Source organism: Ignisphaera sp., from assembly GCA_038735125.1.
Classification (GTDB): domain Archaea; phylum Thermoproteota; class Thermoprotei_A; order Sulfolobales; family Ignisphaeraceae; genus Ignisphaera.
Genome location: JAVYNU010000001.1, coordinates 413,250 through 431,180 on the forward strand (window position 1 = coordinate 413,250; position 17,931 = coordinate 431,180).

Annotated in this window: 15 protein-coding genes and 1 tRNA gene; 15 read left to right on the plus strand and 1 reads right to left on the minus strand. The window is 42.4% G+C overall.

Going from position 1 to position 17,931, the window contains the following annotated elements; translation table 11 throughout:
* Window positions 1–55: 55 nt before the first annotated feature.
* From QW284_02390 to QW284_02455, 14 genes are all read left to right on the plus strand, one after another.
* On the plus strand, window positions 56–316 hold the full coding sequence (locus tag QW284_02390) for a DNA-directed RNA polymerase subunit H (GenBank protein ID MEM0338515.1): 261 nt from the start codon (window positions 56–58) through the stop codon (window positions 314–316).
* A gap of 6 nt (window positions 317–322) precedes the next feature.
* Window positions 323–3,772, plus strand: coding sequence for a DNA-directed RNA polymerase subunit B (locus QW284_02395; GenBank protein ID MEM0338516.1), 3,450 nt, complete (start codon window positions 323–325; stop codon window positions 3,770–3,772).
* 11 nt (window positions 3,773–3,783) lie between these two features.
* Window positions 3,784–6,432: a DNA-directed RNA polymerase subunit A' gene (locus QW284_02400; protein MEM0338517.1), complete on the plus strand. Its 2,649-nt coding sequence runs from the start codon at window positions 3,784–3,786 to the stop codon at window positions 6,430–6,432.
* Complete coding sequence (gene rpoA2, locus QW284_02405) at window positions 6,432–7,631, plus strand: DNA-directed RNA polymerase subunit A'' (protein MEM0338518.1); 1,200 nt, start codon at window positions 6,432–6,434, stop codon at window positions 7,629–7,631. Before QW284_02400 ends, rpoA2 begins: the two co-directional genes overlap by 1 nt.
* Before the next feature lie 10 nt (window positions 7,632–7,641).
* The gene (locus tag QW284_02410; protein MEM0338519.1) at window positions 7,642–7,971 is read left to right on the plus strand and encodes a 50S ribosomal protein L30e; all 330 of its coding nucleotides are present in this window, start codon (window positions 7,642–7,644) and stop codon (window positions 7,969–7,971) included.
* Between the two features lie 8 nt (window positions 7,972–7,979).
* Complete coding sequence (locus tag QW284_02415; protein ID MEM0338520.1) at window positions 7,980–8,441, plus strand: NusA-like transcription termination signal-binding factor; 462 nt, start codon at window positions 7,980–7,982, stop codon at window positions 8,439–8,441.
* A gap of 81 nt (window positions 8,442–8,522) precedes the next feature.
* A complete protein-coding gene (locus QW284_02420) occupies window positions 8,523–8,966 on the plus strand; it encodes a 30S ribosomal protein S12 (GenBank protein ID MEM0338521.1) in 444 nt (147 codons plus the stop codon).
* A gap of 5 nt (window positions 8,967–8,971) precedes the next feature.
* The gene (locus tag QW284_02425) at window positions 8,972–9,586 is read left to right on the plus strand and encodes a 30S ribosomal protein S7 (GenBank protein ID MEM0338522.1); all 615 of its coding nucleotides are present in this window, start codon (window positions 8,972–8,974) and stop codon (window positions 9,584–9,586) included.
* A 100-nt stretch (window positions 9,587–9,686) separates the two neighbouring features.
* Window positions 9,687–11,033 (plus strand): translation elongation factor EF-1 subunit alpha, encoded by a 1,347-nt coding sequence (gene tuf, locus QW284_02430; protein MEM0338523.1) that lies wholly within the window; start codon window positions 9,687–9,689, stop codon window positions 11,031–11,033.
* 18 nt (window positions 11,034–11,051) lie between these two features.
* The gene (gene rpsJ / locus QW284_02435; GenBank protein MEM0338524.1) at window positions 11,052–11,366 is read left to right on the plus strand and encodes a 30S ribosomal protein S10; all 315 of its coding nucleotides are present in this window, start codon (window positions 11,052–11,054) and stop codon (window positions 11,364–11,366) included.
* Between the two features lie 36 nt (window positions 11,367–11,402).
* Window positions 11,403–11,491 (plus strand) — tRNA-Ser (locus tag QW284_02440).
* Window positions 11,492–11,578: 87 nt separating this feature from the next.
* Window positions 11,579–12,196 (plus strand): hypothetical protein, encoded by a 618-nt coding sequence (locus QW284_02445; GenBank protein ID MEM0338525.1) that lies wholly within the window; start codon window positions 11,579–11,581, stop codon window positions 12,194–12,196.
* Window positions 12,193–13,374, plus strand: coding sequence for a hypothetical protein (locus QW284_02450; GenBank protein ID MEM0338526.1), 1,182 nt, complete (start codon window positions 12,193–12,195; stop codon window positions 13,372–13,374). Before QW284_02445 ends, QW284_02450 begins: the two co-directional genes overlap by 4 nt.
* 127 nt (window positions 13,375–13,501) lie before the next feature.
* The gene (locus tag QW284_02455) at window positions 13,502–14,464 is read left to right on the plus strand and encodes an ABC transporter ATP-binding protein (GenBank protein MEM0338527.1); all 963 of its coding nucleotides are present in this window, start codon (window positions 13,502–13,504) and stop codon (window positions 14,462–14,464) included.
* Here QW284_02455 and QW284_02460 read toward each other — a convergent pair.
* Entirely contained in the window at window positions 14,428–14,931 is a 504-nt protein-coding gene (locus QW284_02460; protein ID MEM0338528.1) for a hypothetical protein, read from the minus strand. The two genes, QW284_02455 and QW284_02460, sit on opposite strands and share 37 nt — an antisense overlap.
* 83 nt (window positions 14,932–15,014) lie before the next feature.
* Here QW284_02460 and QW284_02465 point away from each other — a divergent pair, with 83 nt between their 5' ends.
* Window positions 15,015–17,849 (plus strand): ABC transporter substrate-binding protein, encoded by a 2,835-nt coding sequence (locus QW284_02465; GenBank protein ID MEM0338529.1) that lies wholly within the window; start codon window positions 15,015–15,017, stop codon window positions 17,847–17,849.
* Window positions 17,850–17,931: the final 82 nt, after the last annotated feature.

Here is a 17,931-nt window from a genome sequence, read left to right on the forward strand (position 1 = left end):
TATTCTGAAGTAATCTATCTCACACTATGCTTTTATACTGTTTTTGGTGTGATTAATGCCTGGAAAAAGATCTTTGCAAGACCTAAGCAAGGTTTTGGAGCACGAGCTTGTGCCAAAGCATGAGGTTTTAAGTGTTGAAGAAGGTGTAGAGATACTGCGGAGATATGGTATCAAGCCAGAGCAGTTGCCTTGGCTTCGGGCAAGCGACCCTGTGGCAAGAGCTATTGGTGCTAAGCCTGGGGATATAGTAAGGATATATAGGAGAAGTCCAACAGCTGGCGAAATAATTGCTTATAGATATGTTGTTCCTGGGTAGACCCACATGAGCAGTATATCCATATTAGATAAGAGCAGTGTTCATGCCTCGCTGGGTCCGATACCACAGCCACATCCACAATCAAAAATTCTTTCATCCAATGATAGATGGACTATAATAGAGGCTTTTATAAAGGAGAAGGGCATTACAAAGCATCACATAGAATCCTATAACACATTTTTAGAGAGGACATTAAGAGAAATTATAATGGAGGAGCCGGTCATAGAGACCTCTATTCCAGGCTATAAACTCATCATAAAGGATTTTAGACTAGGCGAACCACAAGTAAGAGAAGTTGATGGTAGTATAAATAGAAATATAACACCTATGGAATGTAGACACAGAGATCTTACATATGCAATACCCATACACATAACAATAGTTCCTATAGAAAACAATGTTGCTGGAACACCAGTCGAGGTTATGGTAGGAGAAGTTCCTCTCATGGTCAAGTCAAGTAAAGACCCGGTAGCGAGGCTTAGTGAAGAAGATCTTATCAAGATAGGTGAGGATCCAAGAGATCCTGGGGGTTATTTTATAATAGATGGCACAGAAAGGATAATTGTTGCTCAAGAGGATCTAGCACCAAATAGGGTGATAGTTGACTATGGTCAGGAGGGACTAAACGTTACCCACACTGCAAAGGTAATATCTTCTATAACAGGCTTTAGGGTGCCTGTAATTCTTGATAGGCATAGAGATGGCACTCTGCACATCTCATTCCCGGCGGTTCCAGGAAAAATACCGTTTGTAGTATTAATGCGAGCGCTTGGCATGGAGACTGACAGAGACATTGCGTTAGCTGTATCTCCTGATCCAGATATACAGAAAGAGTTGTTTTCATCGTTTGTTCAAGCAAGTGATATTGCAACGGTTGACGATGCTTTAGACTACATAGGTTCGAGGGTTGCAATAGGACAGGTGAGGGAAAGTAGAATTGAGAGAGCCAAGTATATACTCGATCACTATTTCCTTCCTCATCTGGGAACCAGACCTGAGGATAGACTAAGAAAAGCTCTTTTCCTAGGACAAATGGCATGTAAACTAATAGAGTTTGTCTTGGGGAGAAGACCTGCTGATGACAAGGATCATTATGCTAACAAGAGGATAAGGCTTGCTGGAGATATGCTAGCACTTCTATTTAGAGTTGCTTTCAAGGCGTTTCTAAGAGATCTAAGGTACCAAGTTGAGAGAGCAAAGGTTAAGGAGAGGAGGGTGAATATAGGGCTGTATGTTAGAAGCGACATTATTACAGAGAGAATCAGACATGCCATGGCAACTGGTACATGGATTGGTGGGAGAACAGGCGTAAGCCAGATAATAGACAGAACAAACTGGTTGTCATCACTAAGCCATATGAGAAGAGTCATCTCACCATTAAGTAGAAGCCAGCCACACTTCGAAGCTAGAGATCTTCATGGGACACAGTTTGGGAGATTATGTCCCTTTGAGACACCAGAAGGACCTAACTGTGGGCTTGTTAAAAACCTTGCATTAATGGTTACAATATCTGTTGGTGTACCTGAAGAAGAGGTGCTGAATACACTGTATTCACTAGGGCTGATGCCACTTACAGAGGTTTTCAATAAGCTTAGAAACAATGAGCTAGACTATGAGGTTGTGTCTAGGTGGAGCAAGGTTTATTTAAATGGAACATTAGTAGGCTATGTTGCTGATGGAGAGGCGTTCGTTAAGACTATTAGGGGGTTGAGAAGAGCTGGAAAAATAAGTTATGAAGTTAATGTAGCACAGTATAAGACTCGATACATAAACGAGGTTTACGTCAATTGTGATTCTGGTAGAATGCTTAGACCACTTCTCATAGTTGAGAATGGAAAGTTGAAAATCTCGAAAGAGCATATAGAAAGGATCAGAAATGGAGAGCCTTTCGAAATTTTGTTGAAGGAGGGAGTCGTTGAGCTATTAGATCCAGAAGAGGAGGAGAATGCACTGATAGCAATCAATCCAGAGGATATAACAGAGGAGACAACACATGTCGAGATATGGCCTCCTGCGATAATGGGTGTCTCAGCATCTACGATACCATATGCTGAGCATAACCAATCCCCTAGAAACGCATATCAATCGGCTATGGCTAAACAAGCCCTAGGCTTTTACATGGCCAACTTCCTACTAAGAGTTGATACAAGATCACATATATTGCACTATCCGCAAGTACCGCTTGTTCAAACAAGAGCCCTCTCAATAATAGGGTACAACGATAGGCCATCTGGCCAAAACATGATTGTGGCTGTAATGAGCTATACAGGATACAATATGGAGGACGCGTTAATAATGAATAAATCGTCTGTAGATAGAGGGCTGGCAAGGTCGAACTTTTTCAGGTTGTACTCGACTGAGGAGCTTAAGTATCCAGGTGGCCAAGAGGATAGGATCGAAATCCCAGATACAAAGGTTATAGGTTATCGGGGCAAGGAGGCATATACAAAACTTGAAGAAGATGGAATAGCAAAGGTCGAGGCAATGGTTAGGGGAGGTGAAGCGGTTATAGGGAAGACAAGTCCACCAAGATTTGTAGAAGAGTTTAGAGGCTATGGAATTCTAGCCCAGAGAAGAAAGGACTCCTCCGCAACTGTCAGACATGGAGAAGTTGGGTGGGTTGACACTGTATTCATATCAACGTCAGCTGAAGGACATAGGATAGTGAAGGTGAAGGTAAGAGACCTCAGAATACCTGAAATAGGAGATAAGTTTGCTTCCAGACATGGTCAGAAAGGTGTTATAGGGGCTCTAATACCGCAATATGACATGCCATTTACAGTAGATGGGATAACACCAGATATAATAATCAATCCACATGCACTACCATCTAGAATGACCCTGGGCCAACTTATGGAGAGTATAGCTGGGAAGGTAGCCGCGCTGAGAGGTAGGTTTGTTGATGGCACGCCATTTTACGAGGAAAACATAGAGGATTTGAAGAAGCAGCTATTTGTGTTTGGCTATCCAATGGATGGAACAGAGCCCATGTATGATGGTAGAACAGGAGAGTTTGTAGGGAACCCAATATTCATTGGAATAGTCTATTACCAGAAGCTTCATCACATGGTCGCAGACAAGATACATGCAAGGCCAAAGGGACCTGTACAGCTTTTGACTAGGCAGCCCACAGAAGGTAGGGCAAGAGAGGGTGGGCTGAGATTCGGCGAAATGGAGAGAGATGCGATAATTGGTCACGGAGCTTCAGCATTATTGAGAGAGAGAATGCTTGAGAGCTCAGACAAAACAGTCATCTATGTTTGTGAGCTCTGCGGTTTTATTGGATGGTACAATAAGAAAAGAGAGGTCTATGAATGCCCAATACATGGCGATAAAGGTGTATTACACCCAGTGGTAGTTCCATATGCGTTTAAGCTGTTAATCCAAGAGATGATGAGCATGGGGATTAAGCCAAGGCTAATTTTATCAGATAAACATGAGAAATACGTTGCATGAGGTGAATGTATGTGAGTGAAGAGAAGATTATCTCAGGAATAAAGTTTGGTATTCTATCTCCAGATGAGATAAGAAAAATGTCTGTTGTTCAAATAACATCTCCCGAGACTTATGAAGAGGATGGAACACCTAGAGCGCATTCGGTTATGGATTATAGGCTAGGTGCCATAGAGCCTGGGCAAGTGTGCCCGGTATGTGGCAACACTATAAAGGGGTGTCCAGGTCATTTCGGTCATATAGAGCTGGCAGTTCCTATAATAAATGTCTTGTTTGTTAAGCATATACACGAGTTGCTTAAAGCAACGTGCTCAAAGTGTGGCAGGCTAAAAATTTCGCCACAGGCATTTGAAAGGTATAGAAAGTATCTTACTAGACTTAAGGAGAGGTATCCCTATCTAGCAAAGCTCTTCACAGAGTACATCAAGAGGCAGGCAATGAAGGCAAATGTTTGTCCGTATTGCGGGGCTAAACAGCCAAAGATAAAGCTTGAGAAGCCCACAACATTTATAGAGCAGTATCCTGATTCAAAGGATACTATAAGACTCAATGCTAGAGAGGTTAGGAAGAGGTTAGAGGCTATACCAAATGAAGATTTGGAGCTACTGGGTTATGACCCTAGGGATGCGAGGCCAGAGTGGATGGTGTTTACAGCTTTTCCAGTTCCACCAACATCTATTAGGCCTTCGATACTAATTGAAACAGGTATTAGATCAGAAGACGATTTAACGCATAAGCTAGTGGATATTGTTAGAACCAATGAGAGGCTAAGGGAACACATTGCATCTGGAGCACCAGAGATCATAATTGATGATCTTTGGGAGCTGCTCCAATATCATGTCACAACATATTTAGATAATGAGGTTCCTGGCATACCCCCAGCTAAGCATAGATCTGGAAGACCTCTCAAGACATTGGCGCAGAGACTGAGGGGAAAGGAGGGTAGGTTCAGAGGTAACCTATCAGGCAAGAGGGTAGATTACTCAGCTAGAACCGTGATTAGCCCAGACCCATACCTAAGCATAAACGAGGTCGGCGTCCCCATAGATGTTGCAAAAATTTTGACCGTGCCTGAGAGAGTTAATGAGTGGAACATTGATGAGCTAAGGAGATATGTGATTAATGGGCCGTTCAAATGGCCTGGTGCAAACTATGTTGTAACACCAGATGGTAGGAGAATTGATTTGAGATATGTGAGGGATAGGAAAAGCGTTGCAGAGTCTCTTGCTCCTGGATACATTGTTGAGAGACATCTTAAGGATGGCGATATAGTATTGTTTAATAGACAGCCATCGCTCCACAGAATGTCTATGATGGGCCACGTGGTGAAGGTCTTACCAGGTAGGACATTCAGATTACACTTATCTGTTTGCCCACCTTATAACGCTGATTTTGATGGAGATGAAATGAATTTGCATGTACCCCAAACAGAGGATGCGAGAGCTGAGGCAAGAACCCTGCTAAAGGTTCAGAACCACATTCTCACACCTAGATATGGAGGTGTTATAATAGGGGCTATACAAGACTACATAAGTGGCTCCTATGTTCTCACAATAAAGTCTACATTGCTTGAGAAAGAAGAGGTTATAGAGCTCTTGGCAGCAGCCGGTGTTGTGAAAGAGCCTCCAGAACCTGCAATTTTATCGCCGAAAAAGCTGTGGACAGGGAAACAGATTGTGAGCATGTTTCTGCCAGAGGACTTTAACTTCCATGGAAAAGCAAACATCTCATCTGGCTCCCTAAGATGTGATGACATCAACTGTTTCTGGGACTCATACGTAGTTATTAGACATGGCAAGCTTTTGTTAGGAGTCTTAGACAAGAAGACCATTGGTGCTGAGCAACAGGATAGCGTTTTGTACTGGCTTGCCAAGGAGTATGGTGCCGAAGTCGCAGCTACGTTTATGGATAAGATTTTCAGATTGTTTATAAAAGTGTTGGAGTTAAAGGGCTTCACATTAAGGCTGGACGATGTAGCAATAAGCGAGGATGCGCAGAGACAGATCCTGAACTTGTTAAGCGAGGCGTTTGAGAGGGTGAGAAACCTTGTTGAGCAGTACTCTAGGGGAACACTTGAGGTTGTTCCTGGAAGATCATTGGAGGAGAGCTTAGAAATAAAGGTTTTGGAGGTTCTTGCAGAGGCAAGGGATAAGGCAGGTGAGGTAGCGGTATCATCGCTCAACCCGTTTAACTATGCGTTTATTATGGCAAGAACAGGTGCAAGAGGAAATGTATTGAATCTAACACAAATGGCTGCTACACTAGGCCAAATGACGGTGCGTGGTGAGAGGATATGGCGTGGATATATGGGTAGACCATTGCCACACTTCAAACATGATGATTTGGGTGCTATTGCAAGAGGATTTGTTGTGAATAGCTTCTTTAGAGGTTTGTCGGTTACAGAAATGTTTATGCATGCTGCAGGTGGTAGAGAGGGTCTAGTAGACACTGCTGTAAGAACATCACAGAGTGGTTATATGCAGCGCAGGTTGGTTAACGCGCTGATGGATCTTCATATTGCCTATGACAATACAGTTAGAGATTCTTCTGGATCTATAATACAGTTCGCTTATGGTGAGGATATGGCAGATCCCTCAAAGGCTCCACATGGTAAGGTAGTTAATGTTGAGAGAATTGTTGAAAGGGTCTTGGGTGAAATTTAATGACGCTGCCAAGTGGTTCAGATGCTAGGAGTTCTAATGCTTATGATCTTATAGAGAAGAAGCTGGACGGGCGAATCCCAAGATCTATTATAGAGGAGCTGAAGGCTGTTGTGACGAAGTATAGTATTTCTGAGGAACAGCTGAATAAAATCATAAGTGAGGTGGAGAAAGAGATCGAGGAGAACAGCATTGATCCTGGCGAGCCTGTGGGAATGGTGGCTGCTCAGAGTATTGGTGAGCCAAGCACCCAAATGACTCTAAGAACATTCCACTATGCGGGTGTAAGAGAGTTAAATGTTACACTAGGGTTGCCAAGGCTTATAGAGCTTGTAGACGCTAAGAAAACACCTTCAACACCATTAACATATGTATATCTTAAGCCAGAGTATAAGAATAGTAGGGAGAAGGCAATTGAGGTTGCAAGAAAGATTGAGATGACGAGAGTTGTAAATGTTGCCCTCCGTATCGATGTCGATTTCTTCAATAACTCTATAAACATTCTTCTCGATAGGGATATGCTTGAGGATAAGGGGGTTGAAGTAGAAGATGTTATCAGGGTAGTGCAAAAATCTATGAAAAAGGCTAGGGTAATTAGAAGTGAGGAAAACCCATATGAAGTTATAATCCAGTTTGAGGAGCCCATAGACCCAACAAAGGTTGAGAGGCTGAGAGAGAAGATACTGGGTCTAAAAATTAAAGGTGTCAAGGGGATAAATAAGGTTATTATTCAGAGAAGAGGAGATGAATATGTTCTAGTGTGTGAAGGTAGTAATCTAAGTGAGCTTATGCAGATAGAGGAAATTGATTATAGGAGAATCAGAACGAACAATGTTAAAGAGGTTGAGGATGTCTTAGGAATAGAGGCGGCAAGGGCACTTCTCATAGAAGAGATAATGAATGTTCTCGAGGAACAGGGGCTCGAGGTAGACATAAGACATATTATGCTAGTAGCTGATATGATGACTAGAACAGGAACAGTCAAGCAGATAGGTAGACACGGTGTTATGGCTATAAAGGATAGCCCACTTGCAAAAGCAGCATTTGAAGTAACAGTTAAAAACCTTGTCAACTCAGCTGTAAGAGGTGAAATAGATAAGGTGACGGGCATAACAGAAAACGTTATTGTGGGTAACTACATACCTGTGGGCACATCTAAAGTTGGAATTGTTTTTAATCCCTATATGAAGACAGAGGGGTGAATAAACCAGGATGTCAGCTCAGCAATCTCTAGATAACATACTTAGATTTGTAGCAAGAACAGGGAAGATTGTAGTAGGATTCAAAGAGACGCTAAAGAATGTGAAGATGGGGAGGCTAAAATTTGTTGTAATAACATCAAATATCCCAGAGGCTATGAAGAATGATTTAGAGTACTATGCAAAGCTATCAAACATTGAAGTCATAGTGTATCCAGGCACAAATAGAGATCTAGGTGCATTACTTGGCAAGCCATTTTCAGTATCGACCTTGGGCATAATTGATACTGGTCAAGTATCGGAGGAGGCACTAAGATCTTTTGTAGGATCTGCAACTAGGTGAGTATAGCCATGGCAACAAAAGTCAACGACATTAAGCCTCAGTTCAATGTTAAACTAACTATGGAGGAAATGCGCTATATGACAATATTCCAGGATGTTACAGGTGTTACACCAAGAGATTGCGTTGTTAGTGATGAGCTCAACTCGATAATATTTATTGTTGATAGTGATAAGGTTGGATTGGCTGTAGGTAAGAAAGGCTACAATGTTAAGTACTTGTCAAAGCTGTTTGGAAGAGGTATAGATGTTGTTGGATGGGCCGATAACTTAGAGGATTTCGCTAAAAACATTTTCATACCAGCGAGGGTGTATAGAGTCCAACTTATTGAAGGATCAGATAGGAAGACTCTCTATGTATATGTCGATCCAAAGGATAAAGGAGTTGCCATAGGTAAGAATGGAAGAAATGTTACAAGGGCTAGGATACTTATGAAGAGATATTATAACATAGACAACGTTGTGATTGCATAGAAAACCATGTTATAAGTTTTTAAGCTTAGATATGCCAAAATACCTAGAGAATAAGCTGATGCATTTTCGGGGGGAGGGTGCTTGCCGGGTAAAAAAGGCGCTTACGGGCTCTATGCAGCAAGAAAGCTAAAGTTAAGGAGATTGAAGTTTAGATGGTCTCAGAGAGACTTTAGAATACGTATGCTAAAGCTGAAGGAGAAGTACGACCCATTGGAGGGAGCTCCAATGGCTAGGGGAATAGTTCTTGAGAAGGTTGGTGTCGAGGCTAGACAACCAAATGCAGCTGTTAGGAAATGTGTTCGTGTGCAGATTGTTAAGAATGGCAAGGTTGTAACAGCCTTTGTACCTTATGATGGCGGTCTAAACTTCATAGAAGAACATGACGAAGTTATAATTGCTGGTATCGGTGGCACAAGAGGCAAGTCTATGGGCGATCTGCCAGGTGTCAAGTACAAGGTTATTGCAGTAAATGGTGTTGCTTTAACGGAGTTGTTGAAGGGTAAGAAGCAAAAGCCTCTGAGGTAATGTATATGTCGTCTGGCGAGTTGCAAGCAAAGTTGTCTGAAATTGTTGCTGATCTAGATAATCTAAAGCTCTTTGGCAAATGGAGCTACAAAGATGTAGTTGTTCTTGACCCCAGTCTCAAGAAATATATATCGTTAAAACCTGTTGTTGTACCTCATTCAGCTGGCAAGCACGCTCATAGAAGATTTGGCAAGGCTGAGGTACCAATTGTAGAAAGGCTCATCAATAGGCTTATGAGAAAAATGAAGAATACTGGTAAAAAACATTTGGCATTTAACATTGTTAAACATGCATTTGAAATTATCCATGCAAGAACAGGGGAAAACCCAATACAAGTTCTTGTTAGAGCAGTAGAGAATGCTGCTCCCAGAGAGGAGACAACTAGGATCATGTATGGAGGTATAGTATATCATGTTGCAGTGGATGTTGCTCCAATGAGGAGAGTAGACCTAGCTATAAGGCATTTGACTGAAGGAGCATATAACTGCTCGTTTAGGTCTATCAAGCCTATTGAGGAGTGTTTAGCGGATGAAATAATTGCGGCAGCAGCTAATGATAGCAAGAGTTATGCTATACAAAGAAAAGAGGAGATAGAGCGTATAGCTCTGAGCTCTAGGTAGAGAACTGGTTTTTCATTTGATGCGATGCAACTATACACTTATAAGTTCTACCTGCTCACTTTTTGTTTCTTAGAAGAGTATCGATGAGAGGGTTTGGAATATGAGCACAAAACCACATCTAAATCTAGTTATAATAGGTCATGTGGACCATGGAAAAAGCACGCTAGTTGGCAGACTACTGGTAGAGATTGGTGCAATAGATGAGAAAACATGGAAAGAAACTGTCGAAGCCGCCATAAAGGCTGGTAAAGAAAGCGAGAAATATGCGTGGCTACTAGACAGATTAAAAGAGGAGAGAGAAAGAGGATTAACAATATCCCTTGCATACAGAAAGTTCGAGACCAGCAATTACTACTACACAATAATTGATGCACCTGGCCACAGAGACTTTGTAAAGAACATGATTACTGGTGCAAGCCAAGCTGATGTCGCTGTACTGGTGGTCTCTGCAAAGAAAGGTGAGTTAGAGGCTGGTATGAGCCCAGAGGGCCAGACCAGAGAGCACATTCTACTGGCTAGAACCATGGGTATAGATCAGCTCATAATAGCTATAACAAAGATGGATACCACAGAGCCTCCATACTCAGAGAAAAGGTTTATAGAGATTGTAGAGCTTTTGACAAAGTTCCTCAGATCCATAGGATACAAACTAGATACAGTTACATTTGTCCCAGTATCAGGCTGGGTTGGAGACAATGTTGTCAAGCCTAGCACAAACATGCCTTGGTGGAACGACCAGAAGATTGCAGAGCTGAAGAAGAAATATGGTGTCAACGGTGCTAAAACACTTCTGGATGCTCTAAATGCTGTAAAGGAGCCTCCAAAGCCTATCGACAAGCCACTGAGAATACCAATATCAGAGGTGTTCGTAATATCTGGTGTTGGCACAGTTCCTGTTGGCAGGGTTGAGACAGGGGTTCTAAAGGTTGGTGACACAGTAGTCTTTATGCCTCCCAATGTGTCTGGCGAAGTGAGAACTATAGAGATGCATCATCAGAGGCTAGAAAAGGCATTGCCAGGAGACAACATAGGATTCAACGTGAGGGGCATTTCAAAAGAACAGGTTAAGAGAGGAGATGTTGCAGGCCATCCAACAAATCCACCAACAGTTGTCGACGAATTCACTGCTAGGGTTATGATAGTCTGGCACCCAACAGCCATAGCACCAGGCTACACACCAGTAATCCATGCACACACTGCTAGCGTGCCATGTAGAATAGTTGAGATAGTTGCTAAACTAGACCCAAGAACAGGCCAGCCAACAGAGAAGAACCCGCCATTCATCAAACAAGGAGATATAGCGATAGTCAGATTCAAGCCTCTCAAGCCGATGGTCATAGAGAAGTACAGTGACTTCCCACAGCTCGGAAGATTTGCAATGAGAGACATGGGCAAAACAGTTGGAATAGGAATAGTAATGGATATTAAGCCAGCTCCAAAAGCATAGAGAAGGACTGAAGACGCAATGTCATCAATGGTTAGAATAAGGCTTTGGAGCACAGACTCCAATAACCTAAACTATGTAGTTTCGCAAATAGTTGACATTGCAAAGAAGGCAGGCGTAAAGATAAAAGGGCCAGTACCACTACCAGTAAAGAGACTCGTCGTGCCAGTACCAAGACTGCCACATGGAGAAGGAAGCAAAGTATGGGACAAATGGGAGCTGAGAATACACAAGAGAATAATAGATGTTGAAGCAAACGAACATGTAATAAGACAGATAATGAGGGTAAGGGTACCAGAAAACGTATACATAGAAATAGAGATAAGAAGAAAATAATTTTTGATACAAAACCCATCAAAAAGCCTTTCACGCGCCGGGGTGCCCGAGTGGTCTAAGGGGCCGGCCTGGAGAGCCGGTGGGGAATCCTCCCCGCGCGGGTTCAAATCCCGCCCCCGGCGCCACTTACATTTCTGTCACATTCCATCTATAATACAAAAGTTTTATTAGTCCGGTTGTCCATGTAGACTTTTGAGAGGTATAGTGGTTCCATGACTATTATGAAAAGTGTTGTGGGTCAGGGCGAGATTCTATCTGTTGTTATACTTGTTGGGGTGGTTCTTGTTATTGGTACAGCTCTCACAGCTCTTGTAGTACCACAGGTTATGAGGATATCTGAGGAAAACAATTTGAAGAGTCTTCTCCACACTGAGCAGAGCAACCTTGTTTTGTATAGAGAGTATGAGAATTCTACACATATTTTTCTAGGGGTTCTCAGGGTGGAGCCCGGCAACACGCGATACGCTATAGCAATTCTGTCGCAGGATCTCTCAATAGATGCTATACAAAGTGCTCAGCCAAATATACAGAGGCTTGTCAGCTTTCCGCAGTCAAGCTCATCGATGACTACGTACTCTGTTAGAAGAAGCAACGTTTTCTATATATTTGGCGGCGACTATTACCCGCTTCCCTCGCCTCCGAGGCAAGACTACATAAACGTTGTTTACGTACCAGAAGACATTGTGAAGAACTATGTGAGCCAGGGAAGGCCCTTCGTAGTGGCTGTAAACAAAGCTGTGCTGAATGCCTTGGGGGTGGAAAAAGCTAGGATAATCTTTTTAGTGCAGGTAAGCGATAAGTTCTACGAGGTTGGGGAGTGGGCTTTATGAGAGCTAGAATCCTATCCAAAGCACAAGCAGAGATAATAGGTGGTGTGCTAGCCATAGCTGTGTTGCTAATGGCTATAAGTACAATTCTGTATGCAACATTCGCATTAATGTCGTCATCGTCTACAAACATTTCGAAGAGAGCACAGTTCGAGGTTGAGAGAAACAGCGAGAGGATATCAGTTGTGTATGACGCCAACAACTATAAGTGCATAGTTAACAACACAGGCTCTGTAGACATAACAATTGTTAGGCAGTGGACAAATGGTATGTTCACAGAGATTAAAAAGGATTTGAACAGAGGCAGAGGCCTGAATTTCTCACTGAGCAGCGCACCAGACTACATAGTTACGTCGAGAGGCAATGTGTTCCCCGTAAAGTCTGAGTGCCAAAGCCAAGTGGCAAACCAAGCACAGGTTGTGAACACGGTTGAGCAGTACATATCGGCCATACCAATTGGAGCTCCATTCACATCGCAGAACCTAGTGGCGACAACCAGAATAACATCCGACAGGGCATGCATAGTTGTAGGCTACAGATATGAAACCAGCTCACAGGACACGCCATTAGCACTAGTGTATAACAAGTCCAAGAACACGATTTTGCGACACCAGTGCAAACCGGAAAGCGAGTCAACATATGGCTGGAGCAACTATACACCGTCTTCAATACAATTGCCACAAGGCGTAAATGATATCAGCGATATTGATTCGAACATGGTCAAAGAGATTGTAGTAGTCAGTAGCACATCGCCGCTTGCGCCAATGTCGTTTAGCGGTAAGGGAAACGTATATGTAAATATGACCTTCTACAACATAACATATATTCCGAACATAACTGACACTGTTGCTATCTACTATAAGTTCGTGGTCTACGTCCCCGGCGGCGGTGTGGCACAGCAGGTAGGGCTCTCAGCCAGCGTATCGCTAAAGTCGCTGAAAGACGGCTCTAAATTCACGTCTGCGGGCTCTGTTATAACTGCACCGTCTAGGAGTGGTGTTGTGGCTGTTGTTGGGTGGGCAGCCTTCCCAAAGTTCTTATACAACTTCAGCGAAGGCTTCTACTCAATATCAGTTGTACTTAACATGAATATCGCCTCAAGCGTTACTGTTAGTCAGGTGAATCTAGAGTACCTAGCGATAGTGGGGGGACAGATACTGTGGCCGCCAAAGCCAAGCTGATGAAATACTCTTTTGAGATGGTTACATGAGCATCTTTTCAAAAAGTTTATATTTTATAGTGTTAATAGATTGTTGTGTTATATGATAATGTATATGTGTAGATGCAAAAGATGGTGTGGTGGGTTTAGTGGCTGGTGCTGTGCTTAGTGTTAGGGATTTGAGGATATACTATTTCACTAGTAGGGGAGCTGTTAGAGCTGTTGATGGGGTTTCATTTGATGTTGAAGAGGGTGATGTTCTTGGTGTTGCTGGTGAGTCTGGCTCTGGCAAGTCTACTCTTGGCTTTGGTATAATGGGTCTTGTTCCACCTCCTGGTAGAATTGTTGGTGGCAGTATTGTGCTTGATGGTGTTGATCTCACGAAGCTTTCTGAGGATGAGCTTAGGAAGATTAGGTGGAGCAAGGTTAGCATGGTTTTCCAAGGAGCTTTAAATGTTCTCAATCCTGTTGTTAGGGTTGGGGATCAGATGGCCGAGGTTCTAGTCGTTCACAAGGGGCTTTCCAAAGATGAGGCCATGAAGATTGTTGAGGAGCATCTAAAACTTGTTGGTCTTCCACCAGATGTTGCAAGAAGGTATCCCCACGAGCTTAGCGGTGGTATGAAGCAGCGAGTGGTTATTGCAATGGCTCTTCTTCTCAGACCAAGACTTGTGATAGCCGATGAGCCTACAACAGCACTCGATGTTGTTATACAGGCTCAGATAATGAATTTGTTGAAGAGGATTAGAGAGGAGGAGAAGGTTTCAATGATATTCATAACACATGACCTAAGCCTAATAGCAGAAATAGCAAACAAAGTAGCTGTGATGTACGCTGGTAAAATAGTTGAGATGGGCTCTTCAGATGATGTATATTCACAAACCCTGCACCCATACACCCAAGGCCTTTTAAACAGCATACCATCGATTAGAAGAAGAAAGGGCCTTTCATGGATACCGGGCTCACCACCAGATCTAAGAAACCCACCACCTGGCTGTAGGTTTCATCCTAGGTGTCCGTTTGCAATGGATGTTTGTAGGAGGGAGGAACCCCCTCTGGTTGATGTTGGCAATGGTCACATGGTCTCCTGCTGGCTATACACAAAAAAGTGAGGGATGGTCAACAAGTAAATCATTATGGAATTTCCCAAGACAAATAACACTAAGCTAACAATAGACAGGATCTTGAACGGCTCCTCAAAAACCTTGGCAAAGAAAACAATTGTTGCATTACAGTTTCTATCAGATTTCACTAAAGCTATGAATGATGTTGATGGAAGTGAAATAATAGTTGATTTGTTTACAGCTTCAAAGTAACTGTAATTTCCGTAGAGAGTCTCAACAGAGATGTATATAGTGCAAGAGGCATTTTCTATCTTTATGGAGGCATTCTCAATCTGCATACTTCTTCCTTGTGTGAAATTGGCTAGGGAGAGAACATAGACTTTGCCCCCCTCAAGCAGGATATGCAATGCGCTCTGCACCATAGACTCAATTCTATATAGACTGGCAAAAGCTATTAGAAAAGCAGCTGACAAAAACACTATGGTTAATGCTAATAGTTTTCGTTTTTGCCTCATGTACCTGCACAAAGCTTTTCAAATTCTCATATAAATTTAAAAATCTTTTGAAAACAGCAAAGTTGTCTAAGTGGGTAGATAAAATGAAAGCCAAGAATTTAGTAGTATATGTACTATTCGCTGTCTTAATGTTGTCAATTCTATCCCCAATAACGCTATACGCGCAACAAGCAAACAAAGGGCCAGCATCAGATAGCATAACATTTGTGCAAGTGTCTACTGACAGAGTTGGGGAGGCATTCAGATCAGGGTCTATAGATGCATACATATATGGCTTGAGGCCAACACAGTTAGACCAATTCCAAGGAGTATCAAACATAAGATTTATCTCAGCACCAGGAGGGCTAGTCTCAATTGTTCTAAACCCAGCACCAGTAAAAACAGTTAACCTATCTGGCGACTGGACAAAGAAGAGCTTAGATGACATAGCAAAGGCTATTGGCTATCCAAAGACAGTCATATCACAGATCTACTATGACAAAGACAAAGATGTTACATATGTTGATCTAGCTGCCGACGGCAGCAACATCAATCCATTTGCACTAAAAGATGTCAGATATGCCATAAACTTCATAATCGATAGAGACTTCATAGTCAAGAACATTTACAGAGGCTATGGAGCTCCCATGGTAACATTCCTCTCATACTACGACCCAACATACATGTTGATATCAGATCTAGTAGCATCGTTTGCGATAAGGTATGACCCAGCATATGCTAGAACACTAGTAGAAAAGGCATTGACAGCTGCAGGAGCAACTTTGCAAGGCGGCAAATGGTATTATGCTGGGAAACCAATACAATTGACATTCATTATAAGGCAAGAAGATGAGAGAAGAGACATTGGAGACCTTATTGCAACAGAGCTTGAGAACCTCGGATTTGTAGTGAATAAGCAGGTTCTAACCTTTGCACAGGCACTTGAAATAGTATATGACACAGATCCTAAAGAGCTTCAATGGCATATATACACTGAAGGCTGGGGTAAAGGCGCATTAGAGAAGTACGACTCCGCAACACCGGCTCAAATGTGCGCGCCATGGTACAGCTATATGCCTGGCTGGCAAGTAGAGGGCTGGTGGTGGTACAGAAACGACACAATAGACAACCTAACACAGAAGCTGTACTTCGGCACATTCAAGAGCCGTGACGACTATGTCAACACCTATAGAACTATTGTAGCGATGTGCATACAAGAATCAGTGAGAATATGGATTGCAACCAGAATGGATATTCACGTTGTTAGAGCAGATATGCAAGGAATAACAGAGGATATGTCAGTGGGGCTAAGATCGCCGTTCAATCTAAAGAGTATGTACGTACCAGGCAAGCCTGACATCACAATAGGTCATCTATGGGTATATACAGCGAGAACAATTTGGAATATATATGGAGGCTTTACAGATGTTTATAGTGTCGATATAGAGAGGGCTACATATGATCCACTAACATGGAGAGATCCATTCAATGGAGAGCCAATACCTGTCAGAACCAAGTATGTAGTTTTGACAGCAGGTCCCGACGGAACATTGGATGTACCATCCGATGCCATAATATGGGACGCTACACAAGGCAAGTGGGTTAATGTGGCCCCTGGAACAAAAGCTGTATCTGTTGTTAAATACGACATGTCGATGTTTATAGGCTCTAAATGGCACCACGGAATAAACATTACATGGGGTGACATACTAGCTGCCTGGGCACTATGGTTCGACTTAGTCTACAACAATACGAAAGCAAGCTTTGAAACACCTATATCAGGAGCGAACAAACCATTCTTCGACACCATAAAGGGTCTGAGAATAATACCACAGAACAACACATTGGAGGTGTATGTCAACTACTGGCACTTCGACCCCAACTATATAGCAGACTACGCAGCTCTCACACCAATCAACCCAGCCGAGCTACTTGTTTTGCAAAACATTATAGTATTTGATATGCAGAAATATGCATTTACAACATCAACAGGCAATGCAAAGAAGATACCAGCACTAAACCTAGTGCTAAGCACCCATGCAAAAGATCTTGCAGCACTCGCACAACAAATGCTATCGGCGAACATCTTCCCAGCAAAATACTTTACAACACCACAAAGATCTTATATGACACTTGATGAGTGGAAAGCAAGGCTAAATGCATTTATAAACTGGGTTAATCAACATAGCAATGCATGGATATCGCAAGGACCTTTCTACCTAGACTCATTCGATGACAAAGCCCAGAAAGCAGTTATAAAAGCATTTAGAGACCCATCATATCCATTCACTCCAAGCACATGGGTGAAAGGCTCTGCAACACCAGCAACACTAACGGTACCGGCAACCCCAAGCATAATTGTAGGCAATACAACTACATTTCTAGTTAATGTTGTTCCACCAACACTAACAGCTGGTGGGAGAACAACTGTTGCATCTGGAAACATATATGTGCAATACATTGTAAAGGATCTTCAAACAAATGCTGTTAAATACATTGGCGAAGCAACTCTTGTAACAAGTGGAGCAACGCTACTCATATATCAGATTGCCATTCCAGCTGATGTAACAAAGTCAATGGCTCCTTATAACTACTACCAAATACAAATACTGGCATTCAGCGATGCTGTTGCAGTTCCAGCATCATATACATTGACAATCCAGGCTCAGCCAAACATTGCTCAGATGATGTCAAGTGTTATCGTTGGCCAGATAGCTCCTTTGGCAAGCAAGATTGATACAATATCCAATTCTATGACAACTGTCTCGAACAACATCATTGCTGTGGGCAATGCTATTAGTGATCTGCAGAACGCTGTAAGCAAGTTGAACAGTACTGTAGCATCAATGAACACATATATGGTTGTGTTAATAGCATTGCTTGCAGTATCGCTAATACTGAATGTAGTGTTGCTATTAAGGTTCTCTAGGAGGTCCTAGCATAAACACCAATAAAAGAATATATTTTTTAAATGCCGCTTTTAAACTATGTAAAAATTTATAAACTTCGTTTATTAACTAT